Raw genomic sequence first — 22495 nt, 5'->3', positions numbered from 1 at the left:
CTCTGCTTGTTTGGCCGGGTTCGCCCGGCCTTTTTTTGCTCAGGCAAAGCGCTGAACCACTACCAGCCGCCCCGGCCCGGCAATGAGGATGCTGGTAAAGATGATCAACAGCAGCCAGCCGAACTGCCCCTCCCACAGCGTCCACTCTGGATGCACCACCAGCAAAGCGATGACCAGCACCGCCAGGATCGGCACGCACGCCAGGCGCACCAGCACGCCCGCAATGATCAGCAATGGGCACAGCACCTCGGCAAAGATCGCCAGCAGCAAGGTAACCTGGCCCCCCAGGTGAAACGGGTCTTCGATCAGCTTCAACTGTTCGCCGTAGTTGAGCAGCTTGGGCAACCCATGCACACACAGCAGGAACACCGCCCCGCTGACCCGCAGGAACAACAGTCCGGTATCCTGATTTCTCGCTTCGTTCATACGCCACCTGTGTCCGTCAATAATGATCGACGGCCAGTGTGTCCAAAGCCGCGCCGACGCACTTGCAGGCTTGTGCTGAAATCCTGCTGTTGCCCCAGGCCGTTGCATTGCCGAAAGAACCCGGCATGATCTTGCTGAACTGCCGACCCCGCGCTACGGTCCCAACCCATACGCTCATCGCTACAGGAACTTTTCCATGACGCTCCCCCAAGAAATGACCCTGATCGAAATCACCACGCCTGGCGGCCCCGACGTCTTGCAGCCACGGCGCGCCGACGTGCCAGTGGCCGGGCCAGGCGAGATTCTGATTCGCGTGCACGCCGCCGGGGTCAACCGCCCAGACGCGCTGCAACGCGCCGGCAAATACCCGATGAAACCCGGCATGAGCCCGATTCCCGGGCTGGAAGTGGCCGGTGAAGTGGTGGCGCTGGGCACTGGCGTGACTGAATACAGCCTGGGCGACAAGGTGTGTGCCCTGACCAATGGCGGTGGCTATGCGCAGTTTTGTGCGGTGCCGGCCAGCCAGGCGCTGCCGGTCCCGGCGGGCATGGACTGGATTCAGGCCGCCGCCGTGCCGGAAACCTTCTTCACGGTCTGGGCCAACCTGTTCGGCCTCGGCGGTGCCCATAAAGGCCAGCGCGCCTTGATCCACGGCGGCACCAGCGGCATCGGCACCACCGCATTGATGCTCTGCCAGGAGTTCGGTATCCAGGCATTCGCCACCGCCGGCAGCGCAGACAAATGTGCCGCGATTGCCAAGCTGGGCGCCGAACCGATCAACTACCGCGAACAGGAGTTTGCCGAGGTCATTGCCCAACAGACCGATGGCAAAGGCGTCGATGTGATTCTCGACATCATGGGTGCCTCGTACCTGAACAACAACCTCAAGGCCCTGGGCATGGACGGTCACCTGGTGATGCTCGGCTTCCTCGGTGGCGGCAAGGCTCATGACGTCGACCTGCTGACCATCCTCGCCAAACGCGCGGTGATCACCGGCTCCATGCTGCGCGCCCGCACCCGCGAAGAAAAGGCCGCGATTGCCGAACAGCTACGCGACTACGTGTGGCCGGTGCTCAGCGCCGGGCGCTGCCTGCCGATCATCGACAAGGTCTATGCATACACCGACGCCGCCCAGGCCCATGCGCGCATGGAAGGTGGGGATCACATTGGCAAGATTGTGTTGCGGGTGGAGTGAGGCGCTTTCCTCAATCCTTGGCGACCGGCCAAGTTTGACGGTACTCGGCACAAATGTGGGAGGGGCGTGTGTCACTCCGGTTCGGCATACACCGGATAATCCACATACCCCGCCTGAGTCCCCCCATACAAGCCCTCTGCCTTCAACGCATTCAATGGCCAGCCATTGAAAATCCGCTGGGGCAGGTCTGGGTTGGCAATGAACGGCCGTCCGAAGGCGATCAGGTCCGCCAGCCCTGCCTCTACCAGCCGTGTACCGCGCTCGGCGCTGTAGCGGCCGGCGTAGATGATCCTGCCGCTGAAGGTGCGGCGCACGGCCTGGCGGAATGTTTCAGGCAGGTCCGGCGCGTTATCCCAGTCGGCTTCGGCGATGGAAACATAGGCGATGCCCGACGCCTCCAGCACTTTGATCGCTTCGATATAGGTACGGTGCGGGTCCTCTTCCACCAGGCCAATGTAGACCCGATCCTGATCGGTACCGCTGAACAGCGGCGAAAAGCGCACGCCCAGGCGCTGCGGCCCCACCACCTTGCACACCGCCTCGACAATCTCGCGCAGCAAGCGCAGGCGATTGTCCAGCGAACCGCCGTACTCATCCTCACGGATGTTGGAGTGGGCCGAGATGAACTGGTTGACCAAATAGCCGTTGGCCGCATGGATTTCCACACCATCGAACCCGGCGTCCAGGGCATTGCGAGCAGCCTGGGCGTAGTGCCCGACCAACTCGTCGATTTCCAGCGTGCTCAACGCACGAGGCACGGGTGGCTGCACCAGCTCACCCACACCCGGACCGGTTTCAATAAAGGCTTTGGCTTGCAGCGCCGGCAGTGCAGACGGCCCCACCGGTGCAGCGCCGCCAGGTTGCAAGGCGTTATGGGACACCCGCCCCACGTGCCATAGCTGGGCAAAGATCACCCCACCCTCGGCATGTACCGCTGCGGTGACCTTGCGCCAACCCTCGATCTGCGCCGTTGTATGGATGCCCGGCGTCCATGCGTAGCCCTGGCCGCGCGGCTCGATCTGCGTACCCTCGCTGACCATGAAGCCGGCACTGGCACGCTGGCGGTAATATTCGGCCATCAGGTCGGTGGCGATATTGCCCGGCTGGGCGCTGCGCTGGCGTGTCAGCGGCGGCAGCACAACGCGATTGTTCAAGCGATGATGCCCCAGCTTTATCGGGGTGTTCAAAATGCAGTCAGGCATGGGGATATTCCAAATTCAGAACGAACGAAAACCCTGGCGACTCCTGGGAGTCGCCAGCGCGTACCTCGGTTTATTAACTTAAGCGCTGAGTGTCAACAGGGCCTTGGCCACTTCGCTGGAGCTGCCCGGGTTCTGCCCAGTGACCAGCAAGCCATCGACAATCACAAAGGATTGCCAGTCGGCGCCCTTCTCATACTTGCCGCCCAGTTTTTTGAATTCATCTTCAATCAGGAACGGCACAACATCGGTCAATTGCACCGCGGCTTCCTCAGAGTTGGAGAACCCGGTCACACGGCGGCCCTTGATCAACGGCTCACCGTTGACTGCCTTGACGTGGCGCAAGGCACCCGGTGCATGGCAGACAAAACCGATGGGTTTGCCGGCCCGTTCGAACGCCTCGATCAACGCGATGGACACCGGCGACTCCGCCAGGTCCCACAGCGGGCCGTGGCCGCCAGGGTAGAACACGGTGTCGAAGTCGGCGGTGTTGACCGTTTCCAGCTTCACCGTGGTAGCCAGGGCCTGCTGCGCAGCCGGGTCTGCGGCGAAGCGCGCTGTCTGCTCGGTTTGCGCATCCGGTTCATCGCTCTTCGGGTCCAACGGCGGCTGGCCGCCGGCCGGGGAAGCCAGCACCACATCGGCGCCAGCGTCCTTGAACGCGTAATAAGGGGCGGCAAACTCTTCGAGCCAGAAGCCGGTCTTGCGCCCGGTATCGCCAAGCTGGTCGTGAGAGGTCAGTACCATTAATACTTTCATTTTCCAGTGCCTCGATCGATGTGAGTAGCAGGGTTTTCAGGGCCGCCCAACAACTGTTGGGTCAGCAGCAGCGCCTCGCAGAACGGCGCAGTGGTACGGGTGATCTTGCCCATGACGCTGGTGCCCAACCATAGCGCATACAAGCGCTTGGCAAGGCTGTGCGGAGCGTGCTCGAACCTGAGCGAACCGTCTTCGACCCCGCGCTCCAGGGCCAGCGCGAGTAACTCGATGGTGCGCGAAGTACCGCGCTGCAACGCCAATCGCATGGGTTCTGACAGGTCGGAGACTTCAGCCCCCAACTTGACGGCCAGGCACTTGTCGGTATCGGTGCAGCCAGTGTGGTTGTCGATCCAGCCTTGCCAATAGCGCATCAACTTGGCGTGATGGGTTAAACCCGGCTGATCCAACAGCTGCTGCATGCCTTCGACGTACTGGTCGAAATAGGTATCGAGCAACACCACGCCAAACGCATCCTTGGAGTTGAAGTAGTGATAGAACGAGCCCTTGGGCACTTGTGCGGCGTGCAGGATTTCGTTCAAGCCCACCGCGGAAAATCCCTTGGCACCGACGATGGATTGCGCACGTTCAAGAATCGCTTGCCGTGCACTGCTGCTTGCGTTGCTCATGCTTGCCTCCGTGCGATTAGACCAGTCGTCTAGTTCGTTGGGGCCATGTTAGGCAGCGAGGCGACCACTCACAATGTCATATCCGCAAGGATTCCGGACATGCGCCAAAGTCGGTTGCCGTTTGCCTGGTACACGCCGACAATCCCCTCTCCCCTGCCCCTTGGAGAGATGCAATGCACAGCGTTGCGCTGATGGTTTACCCGAATTTCCAGTCGTTGAGCCTTAGCCTGGGCTCGGTGTTCGAGTGCGCCAACCTGCTGCGCGGCGAGCCGGCCTATGAATTTCACCTGGTATCGGAAAGCGGCGGCGCGGTGATGACCTCCCAGGGCTTTTCAGTCAATACCAACGCCATCCGCCCAGAGGGTTATGACACTCTGATCGTCAGCGGCTATCTGGAGTTTCGCCTACCGGAGGCCAACCTGCTGGAACTGGTCAAGGCAGCGTCGGCACAGTCGCGCCGGGTGGCCTCGTTATGCATGGGCATCTTTGTGCTGGCGGAAGCGGGCCTGCTCGCCGGCAAACGCACCACCACCCACTGGATCCACGCGCCGGCGTTTCGCAAGCGCTACCCGGATATTCGCCTGGAAGAAGACAAGTTGTTCGTGGTGGACGGCCAGGTGTGGACCGGTGCCGGCATGAGCGCCGGGGTCGACCTGGCACTGGCGATGGTGGAGAACGACTTGGGCAGCGACCTTGCGCGCCGCATCGCACGCAAGCTGGTGATAGCCCAGCGCCGCGGCAGCGAGCAATCGCAACTCTCAACCTTGCTGGAACTGGACCCCAAATCCGACCGCGTGCAACTGGCCCTGGCCTATGCGCGTGAAAACCTAACCCATGATTTATCGGTAGAAGCCTTGGCCGAAGTCGCCCGGCTCAGCCCGCGCCAGTTCAGCCGAGTGTTTCGCGAAGAAACCGGGCAAACCCCGGCCAAGGCCATCGAAGCCCTGCGGGTGGAAGCGGCGCGGGCGATGATGGAAACCAGCCGTCACCCGGTGGAAGTAGTGGCCCGCGAAACCGGGTTTGGTGATCGCGAACGCATGCGCCAGGCGTTCCTCCGTGCATTCGGGCAGCCGCCCCAGGCGATGCAGCAGGTGCTGTTCAATCCAGGCTAGGCCTGTGTGGGAGGGGCTTGCCCCCGATTACCATAGGTATCTAACAACTTTAGTAACCACGATGCGAAGCGAGCCGCTCTTGACCTTGATCTTGCTCTGCTTTTGATCTGAGGCGCCCCGTCAAACCACGCTGGCCGGAATTCGACAGGGATTTGGGGGGTAAACCGGCAGGGATGCCGGTTTAGCCGCCCCGCGCCATGGATGGCGCGTGGCGGCGGCCCCCCAAATCCATGGCGGATTACGGGCACACCGAGCCTAGGCGAGGTGCCGAGTGGTGGGGCAAGAGCCCTTTGGTTACTTTGGGGCTCTTTTCCAAAGTGACCCGCTGTAAAAGCGGAACCAACAGTGGCCGTGACCTAAATAACGGATATGTACTCGGTCTGATCCAGCATCCCGGTCGGCCCTGAAGCCGCCATCGGGAGCAAGCCCCCTCCCACATTTACCGCCCCCACATTCGAATCACGGGGCATCAGTGCAATGACGCCCGGGTAATCAGATAGCTCACCAACTGCGGCTCATCCTCCAGTTCAATCATCTGCACCGGACGCGGCAGGTTATCCAACACGGTGCGCCAGAATGCCTGGGATACCTCGTCCTGATCATAGAAACGCACCAGCCAATTGGCCGCGCCGCTGCACAGCACCTGGCTGGCGATGGCACGGCCGATGCCCTTGCGACGATAGCGCTTGAGAATGAACAGGTCGGCCAGCTCCAACGCGTCGATGCCCGGCAGTTCGCTGCCTTCAATCAACAGGAAACCAGCGATATAGCCATCGACCAGCAACAGGTTGGCGCTCCACTGCGGGTCTTGCCAATAGCGGGCCAGGTGTTCGTCATGGATATAGAAACGGCCATCGGCCTCGACATCTTCCTGCTCCCAATCCGAAGACTCGTAGGCGTAGTACTGGTACAGATTGCGAATCAGCTCGGCGTCTTCAGGGCCGGTCTGGATCAATTCAACGGTGGTTTCAGGCATGGGGCTCTCGGTGGAAAAACGCAGGGCGCCATTGTTCACAAAAGTGCCTGCCACGCCAATGGCTTGTCGAATCCTTTCTATTGGCTGAACCGAATGCAAATAGCGGTTGCCCTGGCCAAATTCCTGAAACATTTAGAATAAACTTCGCCGGTTTCCACCTTTCGCTCAAGGACACGTATTGTGACCAACGTCTGTACCGCCGGCCTGGATGTGGGCTTTGCCTCCCTGGATTACCTGCAAATTTTCATCCTGGGGGTAATCCAGGGCATCACCGAATTGCTGCCGGTGTCGTCCACCGCCCATATGCGCGTGGTGCCCGCCCTGCTCGGCTGGCAAGACCCGGGCTCGGCGTTTTCGGCGGCCATGCAATTGGCCGCGCTGGCGGCAGTGGTCAGTTACTTCTGGCGGGATGTGCGCCAGGTCACCACCGGCAGTATCAGTGCGGTGCGCCGGGGCGACTATAACGATCGGTGGTTCAAACTGGCGGTGGCGATCGTGCTGGCGACTATCCCGATTGGCATTGCCGGGTTGGCGCTGTCTTCGACCCTCAATGCATGCAACTCGCCATTGCGCGGGCTGATGGTGATCGGCATTTCCTGCGTGGTGATGGCGGTGTTGCTGGCACTGGCCGAAGTGCGCGCCCGCCATACCCGCGACGTAAGCCAAATGCGCTTGCGCGATGCGCTGATCGTGGGGGTGGCGCAGATCGGCGCGTTGATTCCTGGGGTGTCGCGTTCGGGCTCCACGCTGACCGCAGCGCTGTTCCTGAATTTCAAACGTGAGGAAGCGGCGCGCTTTTCTTTCCTGCTGGGCCTGCCGGCCATTGCCCTGGCCGGTTTGAAAGAACTGTGGGTGCTGCTGCGCGCCGACCTCCCTGCCCACGCCTGGCCGCACTTGATCTTCGGCCTGGTGGTGGCGAGCATCTCGGCGTTCTTTGCGATCTGGGGCCTGATGAAGTTCCTGGAGCGCTTCTCCACCTGGCCGTTCGTGATCTACCGTGCGCTGCTGGGGATCTTCCTGATTGTGGCGGTCAGCAGCGGGTTGTTGAGTTAAGCCGCCGGTTCGCGGTCGGCCAGCGCTTCGAGCAGGTCGGCCGAGGGCACGAAAAACAGGCCGCCAGTCACGGCGGTACTGAAGTCGAGCAAGCGGTCATAGTTGCCGACCGGGCGGCCAACGAACATGTTTTCCAGCATCTGCTCCAGAGGCTGCGGCGAGCGTGCGTAGCCGATGAAATAGGTGCCGAACTCGCCGGCACCGGGGCGGCCGAAGGGCATGTTGTCGCGCAGGATCTTCACTTCCTCACCGTTCTCGTCAGTGATAACGGTCAAGGCGCTGTGGGAGTTGCTCGGCTTGGTTTCTTCGTCCAGTTCGATATCTGCCAGTTTGGTGCGCCCGATTACCTTCTCCTGGGCTTCTACCGTCAAGCCGTTCCAGGCGCTCATGTTGTGCAGGTATTTCTGCACCACTACGTAGCTGCCGCCCTCGAACTGAGGGTCTTCGTCACCGACCAGGGTGAATCTTTCGGCCTTGCGCCCTACCGGGTTTTCGGTGCCGTCGACAAAACCGATGATGCTGCGCATATCGAAATAGCGGAAACCCTGGACCTCATCCACCACCTTGACGCTATCGCCCAAGGCAGCCATCAATTGGGTCGCCAGCTCGAAACACAGGTCCATCTGCTCGGCGCGGATATGCAGGAGGATATCGCCCGGGGTCGACACCGCCTTGCGCCCTTCTACACCGAATTCGCGGAACGGATGCAGCGAGGCCGGGCGCGGCGCGCCGAACAGCCGGTCCCACGCATCCGAGCCAAACCCGCAGACGCAGGTCAGGTTGCCCGACGGCACGCGCTTGCCCACCGAGCGCACCAGACCTGCGATGTCGGCGCACCAGGCACGCACGTTTTCAACTGCATCGGGGGCCAGGGTGGCGACCATGAAAATCGCGCTGCTGGTGATCGGGTGGCACACGGACTGCGGTTCGAGAGGTGGCTGGACAGGGCAGGTTTTCATCAGGCAGATCCATAGACTAAGGTCGGTTTGAACCGACGCAGGTTAGCAGATCAGCCGTGACAACTGGCCCACACCTGGCGAATCAGCGCTTTCATCTTGAGCGCCTCGGCCCAGCGATCAGTGAGTTCTCGCCCCATTGCATCGGTGATCGCATAGGGTGGCGGGCCCAGTTCGCAGGTGAAGGGCAGGCTCTGGGGCGCGTCGGCACGGGTCAGCCAGTCGTCGATCCCATAGCGCCACCAGCCGGTAAAGCGCTCGACCCAAGGCTGGTGCTGAGGAAAATCCAGGCCAACCTGCACCTGCTCACTGCTGGCGATGCGGCCATGAAAGCCCCAGCTATGGCGCAGGATCGTGCGTATCTGCTCGTCGTCTTCCAAGGCTCCGGGTTCTGGCAACTCGCGGCCGACGACGTAGTGGGACAGGTCTGCGAGCAGTTTCAGGTCGGGGATCTGTGCCAACAGGTCGAGGGTGAACAGCAGGTCGTTGGTCAGTCGATAACGGTGGGTTTCCAGCAGGATCGGGAAGTCCACCTGTTCGGCCAGGCGCTGCCAGCCTTCGATCAGCCTGACCGCCTCGGCCTGGGTACGCGGGCGCACATCGGCTTGCAGGGTGAGGTGGTGACAACCGTAGCGGCCGATCACTTCCAATGCCCTGGCCAGATCATCCACCGATTGCGGGAACAGTTGACCTTCGATCTGCAAGCCTCTGGCCGTGGCGGCAGCGTACAAGCGCGAGACTGCGGCCGGCGTCCAGTAATGGTCGGTGATGCCGTCAAAACCGGCGGCGACGATGCGGTCCAGCTGCATGTCGAGGCTGCCAGGCTCGGTTTGCATGGCCCACATCGATTGGAATACCAGGAGTTGACGCATATCAGCCTCGCAACAGTAGCTTGAGGGACACATCGGCATCTGCCAGGCTGCCCGGGTTAAGCACAGTGCCCGCGGCAATCAGGCGTTCGCACAACTTGATGTCCCTGGCCGCACCGTTGCCCGGTGCCCAGCCGCACGCGCCTTGCAACCGGGCATCGTCGTCGAGGTAAAACAGCAGCAGGCCAGCGCCAGGCAACGCACGGCTGACCGTGCGTGCAGTCATCACCCCGACAGTCTGCAAACCCCAGTCATATTGGTCGGACCAGAAACCGGGGAGCGTCTCGAACGGCAGTGCTCGCCCCAGCAGGTTCAACGCGGCGTGCCGCCCCTGGGCCTCGGCGTTGCGCCAGGTTTCCTGGCGCTGATAGACGCCAGCGAGGCGAAACTCGCAGACATCCCCTGCCGCATAAATATCCGATGCACTGGTGCGCAATTGCGCGTCGACACGAATGCCCTGCCCGACTTCCAGTCCTGCTGCCGCCGCCAGCTCGACATTGGGTTGCATGCCAATGCCCGCCACCACCAGGTCACAGGGCAGCCGTTGCCCATCGACCAGTTGTACGGCGTCGGCGTGGATGCATTCGAGGGCGACGTTCAAACGTACGTCCACACCTTGCTCACGATGCAGCGCCAGCAGCGCCGCACTGATCGGCGCCGGCAACACCCGGCTCGCCAAGCGTGGCCCGGCTTCAAGCAGCGTGACCTCACACCCCAGCCCCCGTGCGGTCGCCGCCACCTCCAGGCCAATAAAACCACCGCCGACCACGACCAGGCGGGTGCCGGGACGTAACCTATCACGCAGGGCCAAGGCTTCATCGTGGGTACGCAGGTAAAGCACAGGGGGCTGCGCCTCGGGCAAGCGTCGGGCCCGGCCACCGGTAGCCAGCAACAAACCGGTATAGGTCAACCATTGGCCGTCGGCCAGTTGCAGCCGGTGTTGCTGCGGGTCCAGGCGGCTCACCGGGTTGCCGGCGATATGCTCGATGCCCAGCGCTGCCAGCCGTGTGCTGTCGCACAGGCTGCATCCGGCCAGGTCCGTCGAGCCTTGCAGCACAGCCTTGGAAAGCGGTGGCCGTTCATAGGGCAAGTGCGCTTCATCACCAATCAGGATCAGGCTCCCGGTGTAGCCTTCTTCGCGCAAGGTCAGTGCCGCACGGCCACCGGCGTGACCGGCGCCAACGATGATCAGGGCTTGGCTCATATTTCGGCCGTGACGGCGAGCAGTACCCGCCCCGCTTCGACCCGCACCGGGTAGGTCTTGAGGTTGACGCACACCGGCGCGCCCAGGGCTTGGCCGGAACGGTAATCGAAGCGCCCGTTGTGCTTTGGGCACTCGATCACATGGTCCATCACCAGGCCGTCCGCCAGGTGGATTTTCTCGTGGGTGCACAGGCCGGCGGTGGCGAAGAGTTCATCCTCGGCCGAGCGGTACACCGCGTAGGTGTGAATACCGTGGTCGAAGCGCAGCACGTCTTCTGCTTCTATTTCGCCCACGGCGCAGACGTCGATCCATTGATCGTTCATGCATTTATCTCCAATGACTGGCTTTTACTGTGGGGCGAGCAAGCTCCCTCGCCACGGGTCGGGCGTTGGACGAAATAGCTGGGATCGCTGCGCTGGCGCCAAATAGTCGGAATGATTTCCTGGTAGGCCTCCCACAGGTTGGCATACGGCGGTGGGCAGTCGCTGCGGATCTCTTCGTGCAGTTGACTGAGCGCGTGGTAAGGCACCATCGGGTACATGTGGTGTTCGAGGTGGTAGTTCATGTTCATGTAGATAAAGCGCAGCACCCGGTTCATGTAGATGGTGCGGCAGTTACTGCGATGGTCGAGCACATCTTCGGCCAGGCCCACATGCTGGCTGAGGCCGAACAGGTAGCCGAGCCAGGCACCATAGAGACTGGGCAAGCCCACCAGCATCAGCGGTAGCCAGCTGTGCAGGTACAACGCGGCGCCGATGATCAGCGCATAAATCCCAATCCATATACGTGCGGCACGGAATACCTTGGGCCATTCGGATTCAGGGATGAAGTCTTGTTCTTGCGCACTCATCCGCCCAAGCGCATGGCGGGCCACGCCGCTGAAGGTCTTCCAGGCCAGGGGCAGGTTGAACAGGCTGAGGGCCATCATCCACAGGCTCGGCGGGCGCGGCTCGACGATCTCCGGGTCGCGGCCGACGACGATGGTGTCGGTGTGATGACGGGCATGGCTCCAGCGCCACACGTGAGGTTCGAACAGGCACATGAAGCTCGCCACCTGGTACAACGCATCGTTCATCCAGCGGGTCTTGAACGCAGTGCCGTGGCCGGTTTCGTGCCAGCGCGGGTTGGACGCCGTTCCGTAGAGCACACCATAGGCGAGAAAAAACGGTACGCAGGCCCAGGAGCCCCAGAACCAATAGCCGCCAAAGCCTGTGGCCAACAGCGTCGCAGCCCAGATGGCCGTGTCGAGCAAGGCCGGGCCATCGCGGCGTTGCATCAGGTCTTTCATGCGTTTGCGCGAGATGGGTGACTGGTACCAGTTGGCCGAGACCAGACCCTTTTCGGCGGCACGGGCCGCTTCGGGCCCGGTGAGGCTGTAGTCGCGCCGGGCGCGGTAAGCGGTGTGTTCAGGCATTGTTATTGTTCTCCGCAAGCGTAGGGTTTCAGGTGCTTTGCGGAACCAACCATAGAGCGCAGCCAAATCACCCTCAAGGCCTTGAATCCATTCCCTATCAAGCTATCATCCAGGCCCAGCGGGGCTTGATAGTTTTCTATCAAGACGCTCAAGGGGCCTGCCAATGCACAACCATAAACGCCCAACCATCGCCACCGTCGCCGCCCACGCGGGGCTTAGCGTGGCCACCGTCGACCGGGTATTGAACGCCCGCGCCCCGGTCAACCCGGGCACGGCCGAACAGGTGTTCCAGGCCGCCGAAGCCGTGGGTTATTTCGCTGCACGACTGATCGGCCAGCGCATCCGCGAACGGCGGCCCACCTACCGTTTCGGCGTGCTGTTGCTGGGCACCGCCCAGGCCTTCTATGCCAACCTCGCCCAGTCAATAAGCGATGCAGCGCAGCATCACGCCACCGCCAACCTGAGCTGCCAGTTCGACTACATCAACGACCGTTCACCGAATGCCATCGTCGCGCAGATCGAGCAACTGGCGGTGCAGTGCGACGCCCTGGCGGTGGTCAGCTTCGCCCATCCGCTGATCAACGCCTGCCTGGCGCAGATTCGTGAAGCCGGCGTACCAGTGGTTGCGCTGCTGTCGGATATCCATGAGCAGGCCCTCGAACCCTATGTGGGCCAGGACAACCACGTGGTCGGGCGCACCATGGGCTGGCTGCTGGCACACACCTGCGGCGCACGCAAAGGCAGCGTTGGCATTTTACTTGGCGGCCATCGTTTTCTCGGGCACCAGGCACGGGTCAAGGGCTTGCACAGCTACCTGGCCGAACACGCGCCGGGCCTCAAGCCGTTGGAGCCGCTGATCAACCTGGATAACTGCGACATCACCGAGGAAGCCACCCTCGACCTGCTCGCCCGCCACACCGACCTGCGCGGCCTGTGCGTGGTGGGCGGCGGCGGTGACGGCGTGATCAACGCCCTGGCGCAACTGCCCAAGCGCCCGGCGCTGTGTTGCATTCTGCAGGAGTCGACCGAACTGTCACGCCAGGCGTTGAGCCGCGGCTTGATCGATGTGGTAATGGACTCGCAGCCGCGGCAGACGGCGGCGGCGCTGGTGCAACTGCTGGTGCAGTTGCTGAATGACGAAGGCTTCGATCCTGTGCGGCATCGGGTGCATATACCACCGCAGATAGTGACCCCGGAAAACATGGGCACCTGAGACATGGAGAGGACAATGCGGGGCGGTGCGACGATTCAACTGCGCCCCGTCAAAAACTCAGAGGCTGACCCAGCGCTATCGGGGCATGGGTATCTACACAACGCTCTAGCAATCAGCGGTAACCACGATGCGCAGCGAGCCGCTCTTGATCTCGATCTGCTTTTGATCTCAGGCGCCCCGTTAAACCACGCTGGCCGGAATTCGACAGGGATTTGGGGGGTAAACCGGCAGGGATGCCGGTTTAGCCGCCCCGCGCCATGGATGGCGCGTGGCGGCGGCCCCCCAAATCCCTGTCGGATTACGGGCACACCGAGCCTAAGCGAGGTGCCGAGTGGTGGGGCGAGGACCTTTTGCTTACTTTTGGCTGGGCCGGCATTCCGGTCCTTCCAAAAGTGAGCCGCTGTAAGAGCGGAACCCTAAGTAGCCGTTACCGCAGGAATGGATATGTACTCGGTCTGATCCAACATCCTGGTCGGCTGTCAGGCCGCCATCGGGGGCAAGTCGAATCGTCGCACCGCCCCTCCCACATTTGGATCGCGGGGCATCCCTTAGTTAGCGGTCGACTGTCAGGTCGCCATCGGGAGCAAGCCCCCTCCCACATTTAATCTGCACACGGGCAATCATTCACCGCCCGCGAAAATCCCCTGCATCCAAGCCAAACCGACCCATCTTGTTGTACAGCCCACCCCGCGACACGTTGAGTTGCCGGGCCGCCAGGCGAATGTTGCCACCCGTGTTTTTCAGCGCAGCGACGATGGCGTGCAGTTCATGGCTGCTCAGATCCTGAGCGGGCTGGGGCTGGTAAAGGCGCAGTGTCGCCCGTTGCTGGGTTTCCAGCGGCAAGTCAGCCGGCTGGATCAACTCGCCCATCGCCAGGTTGGTCGCCCGTTCAATGGCGTTTTCCAGTTCACGCACATTGCCCGGCCAGCCATGGGCTGACAGCAGGGCCAATGCATCCGGCGAAAAACCCTGCACCGGTTTACGCAACGAACGCGCACAGCGCTGCAGGAAATGCCGTGCCAGCAGCGGGATATCGTCGCGGCGCATACGCAAGGGTGGCACCGTGAGGTTCAACACATTGAGGCGGTAATAGAGATCCTCACGGAACGCACCTTCGGCCACTGCCTGGCTCAAGTTGCGATGGGTGGCGGCGATGATGCGCACGTTCACTGGCCGCGAATTTTTCGCGCCCACGCGCGTCACTTCCCCCTCCTGCAACACCCGCAACAGGCTGACCTGGGCATCGAAGGACATGTCGCCAATTTCATCCAGGAAGATGGTGCCGCCATCGGCCAATTCAAACTTGCCCGCCGACCCACCTCGCGCCGAGCCGGTGAACGCGCCTTCGACATGCCCAAACAGTTCGCTCTGCACCAAGTCCCGGGGGATGGCGCCGCAGTTGACCGCCACGAACGGGCCGTTGCAACGCTCGCTGGCGTTATGAATGGCCTGGGCAAACAGCTCCTTGCCGGTGCCGCTTTCGCCGAGGACCAAGGTGGTGGCGTCGCCGCGACTGGCAATGCGCCCCAGGTGCAGCGCGTCCTGGATCGCCCGTGAGGTGCCCTGGATGGTGTCGAAGGTATAGCGCGCCTGGGTACCGATAAGGCGCCGGGTGATTTCGCGGATGCGGCGGTTTTCGCGCACCGACACGATCACCCCGCCCTGCTCCAGCGGGCATACCGAGACCAGGCAGGCGAGCTGGCTGCGGTCGTGCAGCTCAAAGGTGCAATCGAGGTCACGCACCGGCTCACCCAGCGCGTCGCTCAACTCACTGCGCCCCAGGCGCTGGAACGGACTGCCGATCAGCTCCAGCCCCACCCCGAACAACTGCCGCGCATAACGGTTGAGCGCCTTGATGCAGCCGCGCTCATCCAGCACCACCAAGCCTTCGTTCAGCACTTCGAGCACCGCTTGTTGTTCTTCCAGCAACACCTGCAGCGCCATCTGCCGCGACACCGCTTCGGCTGCCGCCTGGACGGTGCCCAGGGTATGGAAATGAAACCAGCCGGGCTCGGCGGTCAGCGTGAGCATGGCCAATGTCAGGCCCTGGGCATCCTTGATCGGCGCAGCGGCGCAGTGCATGCGGCGCTGGCGCAGGGCGCCGGCGAAGTTCTCCTCGGCCAACACGTACATCAGGCGATCTTCGGCCAGCGCCAGCCCGGTGCAGTTGGTGCCCTGTACCGATTCCAACAGGCGACTGCCCACCGGGGTGATATCCAGCCCACAGAAATACAGGGTGGTGCCCTCGGCATCGGTAAGGTTGATATGGCCGCGAGGGTTATAGGCCAGCAAGCCGTGCATGACTTGCGCGGCGGCGGCGATCAGTACGCGGTGATTGGCCAGGGTTGCCGCCAGCGTTTGGGCGGCAACGAAACGGTAGTGGCTGTGACCGGGATCGATCCTTGCCTCGAGACTGCGCCGCCACGAATCCCAGATGACCTGGCGCACCTCGGCCGGGCGTTCGACCTGGCCGGACAGACACGCTCGCCAGCCCTGCTCCAACGCAGCGACGGGTCCGTCATTCAGCGCATCAGGTCCAAGGGCCGTGAGGTATTCGAGGTCTTGCACGCTGAATGTGAGGCTCATCAAGGCATCCATGTTCATATTTTTGACATGTCAGTATAGACATGTCATCTGAATGAACACATTTTGTTTACTGATTTTAATAACATATTAAAAATCAGTTAGTTATGAGTTGGCACACCCCTTGCTCTTACCTCTATGCCAGCCAGGACTGTCCTGCGGGCCAACAATAAAAAGGGGTCACTTCATGAGTACACAGAATATCCGCCTGGGCTTGATCGGTGCCGGTCGCATGGGCAGCTTCCACGGCCTTACGGCGGCGCGCCACATCCCCGGTGCCTGCCTCGCCGCCATCGCCGATCCTACCCCAGGCCAGGCCGCACGCCTGGCAGCAGAGCTGGGGGTGGACAAGGTCTACACCGACCCGCAACAGCTGTTGGACGACCCAGAGATCGACGGCGTACTCATTGCCGCCCCCGCCCGCAGCCACGCCGAACTGGTGATCAGCGCGGCCCGCGCCGGCAAAGGTATCTTTTGCGAAAAACCCATGGCGATCACCCTGGATGAAGCCGATCGCGCCATCGCCGCTGCCGCCGACGCCCGCGTGCCGTTGCAGGTCGGTTTCAATCGGCGTTTCGCCAAGAGCTTCCGTACCGCCCACCTCGATGTCGCCGCCGGCCGCATCGGCACGCCGCAGTTACTGCGCTCGTTGACCCGCGACCCGGCGCTGAACAACCCTGGCGCTTCACCACAATGGGTGATCTTCCTGGAGACCCTGATCCACGACTTCGACACGCTGCGCTACCTCAACCCCGGCGCCGAAGCGGTGCAGGTATATGTGATGGCCGACGCGCTGATCGCCCCAGCGTACAAAAGCCAAGGCTTGCTCGATACCGCCGTGGTCACGATCCGCTTCGACAACGGCGCCATCGCCACCGCCGAGGCCAACTTCCAGGCGGTGTATGGCTACGATGTGCGCGGTGAGGTGTTCGGCAGCCAAGGCATGCTGAGCATGGGCAGCCTCAATGACTGCGACCTAGTGCGCTACCTGGCCGAAGGCATCCAGGCCGACACTCAGCGGATGGACACCGACCTGCTGCGCGACGCCTACATTGCCGAACTCAACCACTTCGTCGACTGCCTGCGCAGCGGCGCCAAGCCCTTGGCCAGCGGTGAGGATGCGCGCGCAGCCCTGGCAATTGCCCGCGCCTGCATTGAGTCGTACGAAACCGGCAAGGCCGTGGCCGTGCAAGGGGCGCGCCCATGATGCCGTTCAAATTGGCCGTCAGCGCCGAGATGGTGTTTCTCGACCTGCCCTTCATCGAACGGGTCAAACGTATCCACGCCCTGGGGTTCAGCGCCGAAATCTGGAGCTGGACCGACAAGGACATCGACGCCCTGGCCGCGACCGGCGCGAACTTCACCTCGATGACCGGCTACATCAGCGGCACCCTCACCGACCCCGAAGGCAGCCGCCAACTGCTCGACAGCGCCCGCGAATCCCTGGGCATCGCCGAGCGCCTCAATTGCCCCAGCCTCAACCTGCACGGCACCGGCCTGGGCGACGGCGGCTTGCCGGTGCAGCCGGTCAGCCGGACCACCGGACGCATGTGGCTGAGCGCCTGCAAGACCCTGGAAAGAATCGCGCGCCTGGGGGATGACGCCGGCCGCGTGTTCCTGCTGGAAAACCTCAACACCGCCGTCGATCACCCCGGCACGCCGTTCGCCCGCGCCGACGAGACCCTTGCGCTGATCGAAGCCGTGGGCAGCCCGCACCTGAAGATGAACCTGGACCTTTACCACGCGCAGATCGGCGAAGGAAACCTGATCGAATTGATCCAGCGCGCTGGCAGCGCCATTGGTGAAATCCAGGTGGCCGACGTGCCCGGGCGCAAGGAGCCCGGCACTGGCGAAATCCACTACCCGGCGATTGCCCGTGCGCTGTACGCCATGGGCTACACCGGCGTGGTCGGCCTGGAGGGCTGGGCCAGCGGCACCAGCGAAGTGGCCCTGGAGCGCTTCCGCCAGGCATTCACCCTATAACAATAAAAGGAACACACTTATGCATCGTTATTCATTGCTAGTGGCCGCGCTGCTGTTGCTGTTCAGCCAATGGACCTTCGCCGCCTATCGCATCGGCGTGAGCATTGCCCGGGTTGACGATAACTTCATGACCTATGTGCGTAGCGGCCTGGAGGCTGCGGCGAAACAGCAGGACGTGCAGATCCAGTTCGAAGACGCCCAGGGCGATGTGGTGCGCCAGCTCAATCAAGTAGAGGGGTTTCTCAACCAGAAAGTTGACGCGGTGATCGTGCTGCCGGTCGACACGGCTGCCACTGCCAACATCACCCGCGCCGCCGTGGCGGCCAAGACGCCACTGGTGTACGTCAACCGCCACCCGGATGAACGCACGCTGCCAAAGGGCGTGGTTACGGTGGCGTCCAACGACATCGAGGCTGGGCAATTGCAGATGCGCTACCTCGCGGAAAAACTCGGCGGCCAGGGCAACGTGGCGATCATCATGGGCGACCTTGCGCAGAACGCCACCCACGACCGCACCGAGGGCGCCAGGCAGGTGCTCAAGGACTTTCCCGGTATCAAGATCGTTGAACAGCAAAGCGCCGAGTGGCAACGCAACAAAGGCATGGACCTGACCAGCAACTGGCTGCTGGCAGGTACGCAGTTCGATGCGATCGTGGCCAACAACGATGAAATGGCAATCGGTGCGGCCATGGCATTGCAGCAAGCGGGCAAGGCCAAGGGCGAGATTGCGATCGTCGGCATCGACGGCTTGCCCGACGGCCTGGCGGCCATCAAGCGAGGGCTGCTTGCTGCGTCAGTGTTCCAGGACCCCAAGGCCCAGGCCACCCAGGCGGTGCAAGCGGCGATCAAATTGATCAAGGGCGAACCGATTGAAGCCGAAGTGTGGGTGCCGTTTGAACTGATCAAGCCTGAGCAGGTGGCGGCATTCGAACAGCGCTACAAATAAACCGAAGACAAGGAGAGCCAGCGTGGGAGGGAGCAAGCCCCCTCCCACACTGGCTCTGAATCAGTCCAGGTCACTCGCGTCATGCCGTTCGGGCAGCTGCTCCTCACCCGACACCCTGTTCACCCGTCGCCCGCGCTGCACCGCCGGCCGTGCGTCAATCGCGTCAGCCCAGCGCTGCACGTGCGTGTACTCATGCACCGAGAGAAACTCCGCCGAGTCGCCATACAAGCGGCCCTTGACCAGCCCGCCGTACCAGGGCCAGATGGCGATATCGGCAATGGTGTACTCATCGCCGGCGATGTACTCGCTCACCGCCAGGCGCTTGTCCAGCACATCCAGTTGGCGCTTGGCTTCCATGGCAAAGCGGTTGATCGGGTACTCCATCTTGCTCGGCGCATAGGCATAGAAATGTCCGAAACCTCCGCCCAGGTAAGGCGCGCTGCCCATCTGCCAGAACAACCACGACAGGCATTCAGCCCGGGCCGCAGGCTCGCTGGGCAAGAACGCGCCGAATTTCTCGGCCAGGTATTGCAGGATCGCGCCGGACTCGAACACCCGAATCGGCGTGGCGCCACTCTGGTCCATCAGCGCCGGAATCTTCGAGTTCGGGTTTACCCCCACAAAGCCACTGCCGAACTGGTCGCCGTCACCGATCTTGATCAGCCAGGCGTCGTATTCGGCACCGGTGTGCCCCAGCGCCAGCAATTCCTCAAGCAGAATCGTGACCTTTTGGCCATTGGGCGTAGCCAGGGAGTACAGCTGCAATGGGTGCTTGCCTACTGGCAGCGCCTTTTCGTGGGTAGCACCGGCGATGGGCCGGTTGATACTGGCAAAGGTGCCGCCGCTTTCGGTGTCCCAGGTCCAGACCTTTGGGGGTACATAATCAGCCATGCCACTGCTCCTCAGGGATTGCGATAAACGAAGCGTTCCAGACTAAACCAAAGACGGGTGATGCGTCACACCGGCCTCCCCGTCTTGTCGAGGCACCTGTACGCGCAGGGCGATAAGCAAGGCCGCGAACAGCATCAATACACCCGCGCCGACAAACACCCCGCCGATGCCGCTGACGCTGAACATCAAACCACCACCGGCAGCCCCCGCGGCAATCGCCGACTGTACCGACGCAACCACCATGCCGCCGGCACTTTCGGCCTGGTCCGGCACGGCACGGGCGACCCAATTGGACCACGCCACCGGCACCCCGCCGAACGCCATGCCCCACAGCGCCAGGAGCAACGCCTGGCCCGGCAGTGATACAGGCAGCCAGACCAGGGCCAGTGCCGCAATGCCCACCAGCACCGGCATCAACACCAATGTTCCACGCGGGTGGCGCACCAGTAACCAACCTGCGAGCAAGGTGCCGACGAAATTCGCTACGCCAAAACCCAGCAGCATCAGGGCCAGCCCTTGGGTATCGACGCCGGTGGTACTTTCCAGGAACGGACGAATATAGGTGAACAACGCGAAATGCGCGGTGTGCACCAGTACACAGCCGAACATGCCCATGGCGATGCCCGGACGCAGCAGCACTTGCAGCACAGTGCGCAGGCGCGCAGCGCCGTTGGGCGCCAGGCGCGGCAGGGTGAGCGCCTGGAACGCCAGGGTCACCCCACCCACGGCAGCCGCCGCGATAAACGCACTGCGCCAACCATAGAGCCCACCCAGATAGCTGCCCAGCGGCACGGCGACCACGGTACCCAGCGCAATGCCACTGAAAATGATCGACAGCGCCCGGGGCAACGAGGCCGGCGGCACCAGACGCATGGCCACTGCCGCTGCCATACTCCAAAAACCGCCCAGGGCGATGCCCAGCAGGATGCGCATCAACAGCAGTACGGTCAGGCTGGAAGACAACGCCACCAGCAGGTTGGAGGCGATCATCAGCGTGGAGAACCCCAGCAGCACCACGCGCCGATCGATGCTTCGGGTCAGGCCGGGCACCAGCAAACCGGCAAACAACGCCACCACTGCCGTCACCGTCACGGCCTGGCCGGCCAGCGCCTCCGAGACCCCCAGGTCCAAGGCCATGGGGGTCAACAAACTGGCCGGCAGGTACTCCGCCGTCAGCAAGCCGAACACCCCCATCGCCAAAGAAAATACCGCCAGCCAGGCCGGCTCCGTCACCACCCCGGCAGGGGTTTGAGCTGCATACTCACTCATCACAGGTCATCCTCGGATCATTGGCAAGGCGGCCAGTCTAGGTTTGCCTGGCAGGATGATCTATGATGCAAACCCTTGAGTTCTTGATCGAAACCCCGAACATGACTGCCGCGCATACTTTTACCCTGTCTTCCGACCTGATCAATGAGCTGCTGCGCGGCATGCGCCTGCGCGGTGTGAAGTACCGCCGCATCCAGGCCGGGCCGAGCTTCGGCATGGGCTTTGACGCCAAGCCCGGCCATGCCTATTTCCACTTTCTCGCGGCCGGCCACGTGACCTTGCGCGGCGAGGATGGCGACCTTTTCGAACTGTCGGCGGGCAATGCGGTGTTCATCGCCCATGGTGGCGCGCATGCACTGTTATCCGATGCGAGCGCCGGTGTGCACGATATAGGCGATTTCGACAGTGCCCCGTTGGGGGATGCGGTCTGCGCCGTGGATGCTTCCCCTAACGCGACGCCCAGCACCTTGCTGTTCAGTGCCTGCATGGAGTTCGAACTCGGCAGCATCCAGGGGCTCGGCAACCTGATGCCGGCGCTGATGCTGATCGATGCGGGGGGCCAGCGTTACCCCGGCCTGATGCCGATCCTGGCGGTGATGGAACGGGAAGTCTCCACGGCCCGCATCGGCTATGCCGGCATCCTGGCGCGCCTGGCCGATGTGGTGGCGGCGATGATCGTACGCGGCTGGGTCGAATGCGCCTGTGGCAACGCCTCGGGCCTGGTGGCGGCGCTACGCGATCCACGCCTGGCCCGCGCCCTCCTCGCCCTGCACCAGCAGCCGGGCCGCGACTGGAGCGTGGCGGAACTGGCCGCGCAATGCCATACCTCGCGCTCGGTATTTGCCGATCGCTTCCAGGCCATCCTCGGCATACCGCCGTTGCGCTACGCTACGGAACTGCGCATGCGCCTGGCCACGCAGTGGCTGAGCCTGGAGCGCATGCCCATCGAAACCGTCGCGCAACGCCTCGGCTACACCTCCCAGGCGGCGTTCAGCCGTGCCTTCAAGCGCATCACCGGGCAACCGCCCGGGGCGGCCCGCAGTTCAATGTAGCGACCGCCCCTTCAAGCATTGCGCACCCTGATCATGAAGCCTTAATCTCGTCAGCCAATCACACCGCGAAAGCAATGGAGGCTGCATGAAACTGGTCGGAATGCTGGACTCGCCTTACGTACGCCGCGTGGCGATTTCCCTGGACTTGTATGGGGTGGAGTTTGTGCATGAACCGCTGTCGGTGTTCAGCACCTACGCGGAGTTTTCCCAGGTCAACCCGGTGGTCAAGGCGCCTACTCTGGTGCTGGATGACGGGACAGTGCTGATGGATTCGAGCCTGATCCTCGATTACCTGGAAGCACTGGCGCCGGCTGACAAGAAGCTGCTGCCCCAACAACCGGCAGCACGCGCCCACGACCTGCAACTGCTCGGACTGGCCCTTGCCGCCTGTGAAAAGAGTGTGCAGATCGTCTATGAACACAACCTGCGCCCAGCCGAAAAGTTACATGCACCATGGATCGAACGCGTCAGTGGGCAATTGCTGGCGGCCTATGCCCTGCTGGACAAGCAACTGGCAGACAGTGAAGCGCTGACCCAGGCATCCATTACAGCAGCGGTCGCCTGGTCGTTCAGCCAGTTCACTGTGGCGTCGGTGGTGAAGGCGGATGCGTTCCCCAACCTGAAGCGCCATGCTGAACGCCTGGAACAGCACCCGGCGTTCAAACGCTACCCAATCGCCTAAGCATCGCAGTTCATATGTGGGAGGGGGCTTGCCCCCGTGACGGCCTGACAGCCGGCGCCTCTCTACCTGACACCCAGGATCTAAATG

22 protein-coding genes are annotated in these 22495 nt (G+C 62.6%); 9 read left to right on the top strand and 13 right to left on the bottom strand.

Translation table 11 applies throughout. From position 1 onward, the window contains the following. Nucleotides 1–39: 39 nt before the first annotated feature. Nucleotides 40–426 carry a DoxX family protein gene (locus FW800_RS11415; protein ID WP_032880465.1) on the bottom strand — a complete coding sequence of 129 codons (387 nt, stop codon included), beginning with the start codon at nucleotides 424–426 and terminating at the stop codon, nucleotides 40–42. Between the two features lie 196 nt (nucleotides 427–622). On the opposite strand from FW800_RS11415, the gene FW800_RS11410 reads away from it, so the two are divergent. Beyond that, nucleotides 623–1621 (top strand): NAD(P)H-quinone oxidoreductase, encoded by a 999-nt coding sequence (locus FW800_RS11410; RefSeq protein ID WP_446437655.1) that lies wholly within the window; start codon nucleotides 623–625, stop codon nucleotides 1619–1621. Nucleotides 1622–1692: 71 nt separating this feature from the next. Here the strand turns inward: FW800_RS11410 and FW800_RS11405 are convergent, their stop codons facing one another. The 3 genes from FW800_RS11405 to FW800_RS11395 form a co-directional block, all read right to left on the bottom strand. After that, entirely contained in the window at nucleotides 1693–2823 is a 1131-nt protein-coding gene (locus tag FW800_RS11405; RefSeq protein ID WP_446437654.1) for an alkene reductase, read from the bottom strand. A gap of 78 nt (nucleotides 2824–2901) precedes the next feature. Continuing rightward, nucleotides 2902–3579 carry a type 1 glutamine amidotransferase domain-containing protein gene (locus FW800_RS11400; protein WP_032880459.1) on the bottom strand — a complete coding sequence of 226 codons (678 nt, stop codon included), beginning with the start codon at nucleotides 3577–3579 and terminating at the stop codon, nucleotides 2902–2904. Continuing rightward, nucleotides 3576–4205: a TetR/AcrR family transcriptional regulator gene (locus FW800_RS11395; RefSeq protein ID WP_446437653.1), complete on the bottom strand. Its 630-nt coding sequence runs from the start codon at nucleotides 4203–4205 to the stop codon at nucleotides 3576–3578. Before FW800_RS11395 ends, FW800_RS11400 begins: the two co-directional genes overlap by 4 nt. Nucleotides 4206–4378: 173 nt before the next feature. Here FW800_RS11395 and FW800_RS11390 point away from each other — a divergent pair, with 173 nt between their 5' ends. Next, nucleotides 4379–5317, top strand: a complete 939-nt coding sequence (locus FW800_RS11390; RefSeq protein WP_032880454.1) for a GlxA family transcriptional regulator — start codon at nucleotides 4379–4381, stop codon at nucleotides 5315–5317. Nucleotides 5318–5786: 469 nt separating this feature from the next. Here the strand turns inward: FW800_RS11390 and FW800_RS11385 are convergent, their stop codons facing one another. After that, complete coding sequence (locus tag FW800_RS11385; RefSeq protein ID WP_078821755.1) at nucleotides 5787–6425, bottom strand: GNAT family N-acetyltransferase; 639 nt, start codon at nucleotides 6423–6425, stop codon at nucleotides 5787–5789. Between the two features lie 48 nt (nucleotides 6426–6473). Between FW800_RS11385 and FW800_RS11380 the strand changes: the two genes are divergently transcribed. Then, nucleotides 6474–7346, top strand: a complete 873-nt coding sequence (locus FW800_RS11380; protein ID WP_078821756.1) for an undecaprenyl-diphosphate phosphatase — start codon at nucleotides 6474–6476, stop codon at nucleotides 7344–7346. Here the strand turns inward: FW800_RS11380 and FW800_RS11375 are convergent. From FW800_RS11375 to FW800_RS11355, 5 genes are read right to left on the bottom strand one after another with little or no spacing between them, the layout of a single operon-like run. Further along, the gene (locus FW800_RS11375) at nucleotides 7343–8305 is read right to left on the bottom strand and encodes a Dyp-type peroxidase (protein ID WP_032880448.1); all 963 of its coding nucleotides are present in this window, start codon (nucleotides 8303–8305) and stop codon (nucleotides 7343–7345) included. The genes FW800_RS11380 and FW800_RS11375 overlap by 4 nt on opposite strands. Nucleotides 8306–8355: 50 nt before the next feature. Continuing rightward, entirely contained in the window at nucleotides 8356–9174 is an 819-nt protein-coding gene (locus tag FW800_RS11370; protein ID WP_446437652.1) for a sugar phosphate isomerase/epimerase family protein, read from the bottom strand. Between the two features lies 1 nt (nucleotide 9175). Next, nucleotides 9176–10375, bottom strand: coding sequence for an NAD(P)/FAD-dependent oxidoreductase (locus FW800_RS11365; protein ID WP_446437651.1), 1200 nt, complete (start codon nucleotides 10373–10375; stop codon nucleotides 9176–9178). After that, a complete protein-coding gene (locus tag FW800_RS11360) occupies nucleotides 10372–10698 on the bottom strand; it encodes a MocE family 2Fe-2S type ferredoxin (RefSeq protein WP_446437650.1) in 327 nt (108 codons plus the stop codon). The genes FW800_RS11365 and FW800_RS11360 overlap by 4 nt, the downstream gene beginning before the upstream one ends. After that, complete coding sequence (locus tag FW800_RS11355; RefSeq protein WP_446437649.1) at nucleotides 10695–11789, bottom strand: fatty acid desaturase family protein; 1095 nt, start codon at nucleotides 11787–11789, stop codon at nucleotides 10695–10697. Before FW800_RS11355 ends, FW800_RS11360 begins: the two co-directional genes overlap by 4 nt. A gap of 163 nt (nucleotides 11790–11952) precedes the next feature. Between FW800_RS11355 and FW800_RS11350 the strand changes: the two genes are divergently transcribed. After that, a complete protein-coding gene (locus FW800_RS11350; RefSeq protein WP_005789483.1) occupies nucleotides 11953–13002 on the top strand; it encodes a LacI family DNA-binding transcriptional regulator in 1050 nt (349 codons plus the stop codon). Nucleotides 13003–13626: 624 nt separating this feature from the next. Here the strand turns inward: FW800_RS11350 and FW800_RS11345 are convergent. Next, nucleotides 13627–15588 (bottom strand): sigma-54 interaction domain-containing protein, encoded by a 1962-nt coding sequence (locus tag FW800_RS11345; RefSeq protein ID WP_446437648.1) that lies wholly within the window; start codon nucleotides 15586–15588, stop codon nucleotides 13627–13629. A 184-nt stretch (nucleotides 15589–15772) separates the two neighbouring features. Between FW800_RS11345 and FW800_RS11340 the strand changes: the two genes are divergently transcribed. The 3 genes from FW800_RS11340 to FW800_RS11330 are packed head-to-tail and all read left to right on the top strand — an operon-like array spanning nucleotide 15773 to nucleotide 18514. Beyond that, nucleotides 15773–16792, top strand: a complete 1020-nt coding sequence (locus FW800_RS11340; RefSeq protein ID WP_446437647.1) for a Gfo/Idh/MocA family oxidoreductase — start codon at nucleotides 15773–15775, stop codon at nucleotides 16790–16792. Beyond that, entirely contained in the window at nucleotides 16789–17568 is a 780-nt protein-coding gene (locus tag FW800_RS11335; protein ID WP_446437646.1) for a TIM barrel protein, read from the top strand. The genes FW800_RS11340 and FW800_RS11335 overlap by 4 nt, the downstream gene beginning before the upstream one ends. A 19-nt stretch (nucleotides 17569–17587) precedes the next feature. Then, on the top strand, nucleotides 17588–18514 hold the full coding sequence (locus tag FW800_RS11330) for a sugar ABC transporter substrate-binding protein (protein ID WP_446437645.1): 927 nt from the start codon (nucleotides 17588–17590) through the stop codon (nucleotides 18512–18514). Between the two features lie 60 nt (nucleotides 18515–18574). Here the strand turns inward: FW800_RS11330 and yghU are convergent, their stop codons facing one another. Together yghU and FW800_RS11320 are read right to left on the bottom strand one after the other, a co-directional pair. After that, nucleotides 18575–19405 carry a glutathione-dependent disulfide-bond oxidoreductase gene (yghU, locus tag FW800_RS11325; protein ID WP_446437644.1) on the bottom strand — a complete coding sequence of 277 codons (831 nt, stop codon included), beginning with the start codon at nucleotides 19403–19405 and terminating at the stop codon, nucleotides 18575–18577. Between the two features lie 42 nt (nucleotides 19406–19447). Then, nucleotides 19448–20674, bottom strand: coding sequence for an MFS transporter (locus tag FW800_RS11320; RefSeq protein WP_320403142.1), 1227 nt, complete (start codon nucleotides 20672–20674; stop codon nucleotides 19448–19450). A gap of 65 nt (nucleotides 20675–20739) precedes the next feature. Between FW800_RS11320 and FW800_RS11315 the strand changes: the two genes are divergently transcribed. Both FW800_RS11315 and FW800_RS11310 read left to right on the top strand, forming a co-directional pair. Beyond that, nucleotides 20740–21726 (top strand): AraC family transcriptional regulator, encoded by a 987-nt coding sequence (locus FW800_RS11315; protein WP_050989073.1) that lies wholly within the window; start codon nucleotides 20740–20742, stop codon nucleotides 21724–21726. 85 nt (nucleotides 21727–21811) lie between these two features. Beyond that, a complete protein-coding gene (locus FW800_RS11310) occupies nucleotides 21812–22408 on the top strand; it encodes a glutathione S-transferase family protein (protein ID WP_446437643.1) in 597 nt (198 codons plus the stop codon). Nucleotides 22409–22495: the final 87 nt, after the last annotated feature.

This window comes from Pseudomonas sp. 910_23 (assembly GCF_052850795.1).
Note: the sequence above shows the minus strand (reverse complement) of the source record. Positions and strands in the feature narration are given on the sequence as shown.

Bases quoted from the DNA above. Each gene is read 5' to 3' on its own strand.
- FW800_RS11375 (WP_032880448.1), bottom strand. From the start codon at position 8,305: ATGAAAACCTGCCCTGTCCAGCCACCTCTCGAACCGCAGTCCGTGTGC.
- FW800_RS11370 (WP_446437652.1), bottom strand. From the start codon at position 9,174: ATGCGTCAACTCCTGGTATTCCAATCGATGTGGGCCATGCAAACCGAG.
- yghU (WP_446437644.1), bottom strand. From the start codon at position 19,405: ATGGCTGATTATGTACCCCCAAAGGTCTGGACCTGGGACACCGAAAGC.
- FW800_RS11350 (WP_005789483.1), top strand. From the start codon at position 11,953: ATGCACAACCATAAACGCCCAACCATCGCCACCGTCGCCGCCCACGCG.
- FW800_RS11385 (WP_078821755.1), bottom strand. From the start codon at position 6,425: ATGTTTCAGGAATTTGGCCAGGGCAACCGCTATTTGCATTCGGTTCAG.
- FW800_RS11320 (WP_320403142.1), bottom strand. From the start codon at position 20,674: ATGAGTGAGTATGCAGCTCAAACCCCTGCCGGGGTGGTGACGGAGCCG.
- FW800_RS11400 (WP_032880459.1), bottom strand. From the start codon at position 3,579: ATGAAAGTATTAATGGTACTGACCTCTCACGACCAGCTTGGCGATACC.
- FW800_RS11315 (WP_050989073.1), top strand. From the start codon at position 20,740: ATGCAAACCCTTGAGTTCTTGATCGAAACCCCGAACATGACTGCCGCG.
- FW800_RS11410 (WP_446437655.1), top strand. From the start codon at position 623: ATGACGCTCCCCCAAGAAATGACCCTGATCGAAATCACCACGCCTGGC.
- FW800_RS11310 (WP_446437643.1), top strand. From the start codon at position 21,812: ATGAAACTGGTCGGAATGCTGGACTCGCCTTACGTACGCCGCGTGGCG.
- FW800_RS11345 (WP_446437648.1), bottom strand. From the start codon at position 15,588: ATGAGCCTCACATTCAGCGTGCAAGACCTCGAATACCTCACGGCCCTT.
- FW800_RS11395 (WP_446437653.1), bottom strand. From the start codon at position 4,205: ATGAGCAACGCAAGCAGCAGTGCACGGCAAGCGATTCTTGAACGTGCG.
- FW800_RS11330 (WP_446437645.1), top strand. From the start codon at position 17,588: ATGCATCGTTATTCATTGCTAGTGGCCGCGCTGCTGTTGCTGTTCAGC.
- FW800_RS11360 (WP_446437650.1), bottom strand. From the start codon at position 10,698: ATGAACGATCAATGGATCGACGTCTGCGCCGTGGGCGAAATAGAAGCA.
- FW800_RS11335 (WP_446437646.1), top strand. From the start codon at position 16,789: ATGATGCCGTTCAAATTGGCCGTCAGCGCCGAGATGGTGTTTCTCGAC.
- FW800_RS11390 (WP_032880454.1), top strand. From the start codon at position 4,379: ATGCACAGCGTTGCGCTGATGGTTTACCCGAATTTCCAGTCGTTGAGC.
- FW800_RS11340 (WP_446437647.1), top strand. From the start codon at position 15,773: ATGAGTACACAGAATATCCGCCTGGGCTTGATCGGTGCCGGTCGCATG.
- FW800_RS11415 (WP_032880465.1), bottom strand. From the start codon at position 426: ATGAACGAAGCGAGAAATCAGGATACCGGACTGTTGTTCCTGCGGGTC.
- FW800_RS11355 (WP_446437649.1), bottom strand. From the start codon at position 11,789: ATGCCTGAACACACCGCTTACCGCGCCCGGCGCGACTACAGCCTCACC.
- FW800_RS11405 (WP_446437654.1), bottom strand. From the start codon at position 2,823: ATGCCTGACTGCATTTTGAACACCCCGATAAAGCTGGGGCATCATCGC.
- FW800_RS11365 (WP_446437651.1), bottom strand. From the start codon at position 10,375: ATGAGCCAAGCCCTGATCATCGTTGGCGCCGGTCACGCCGGTGGCCGT.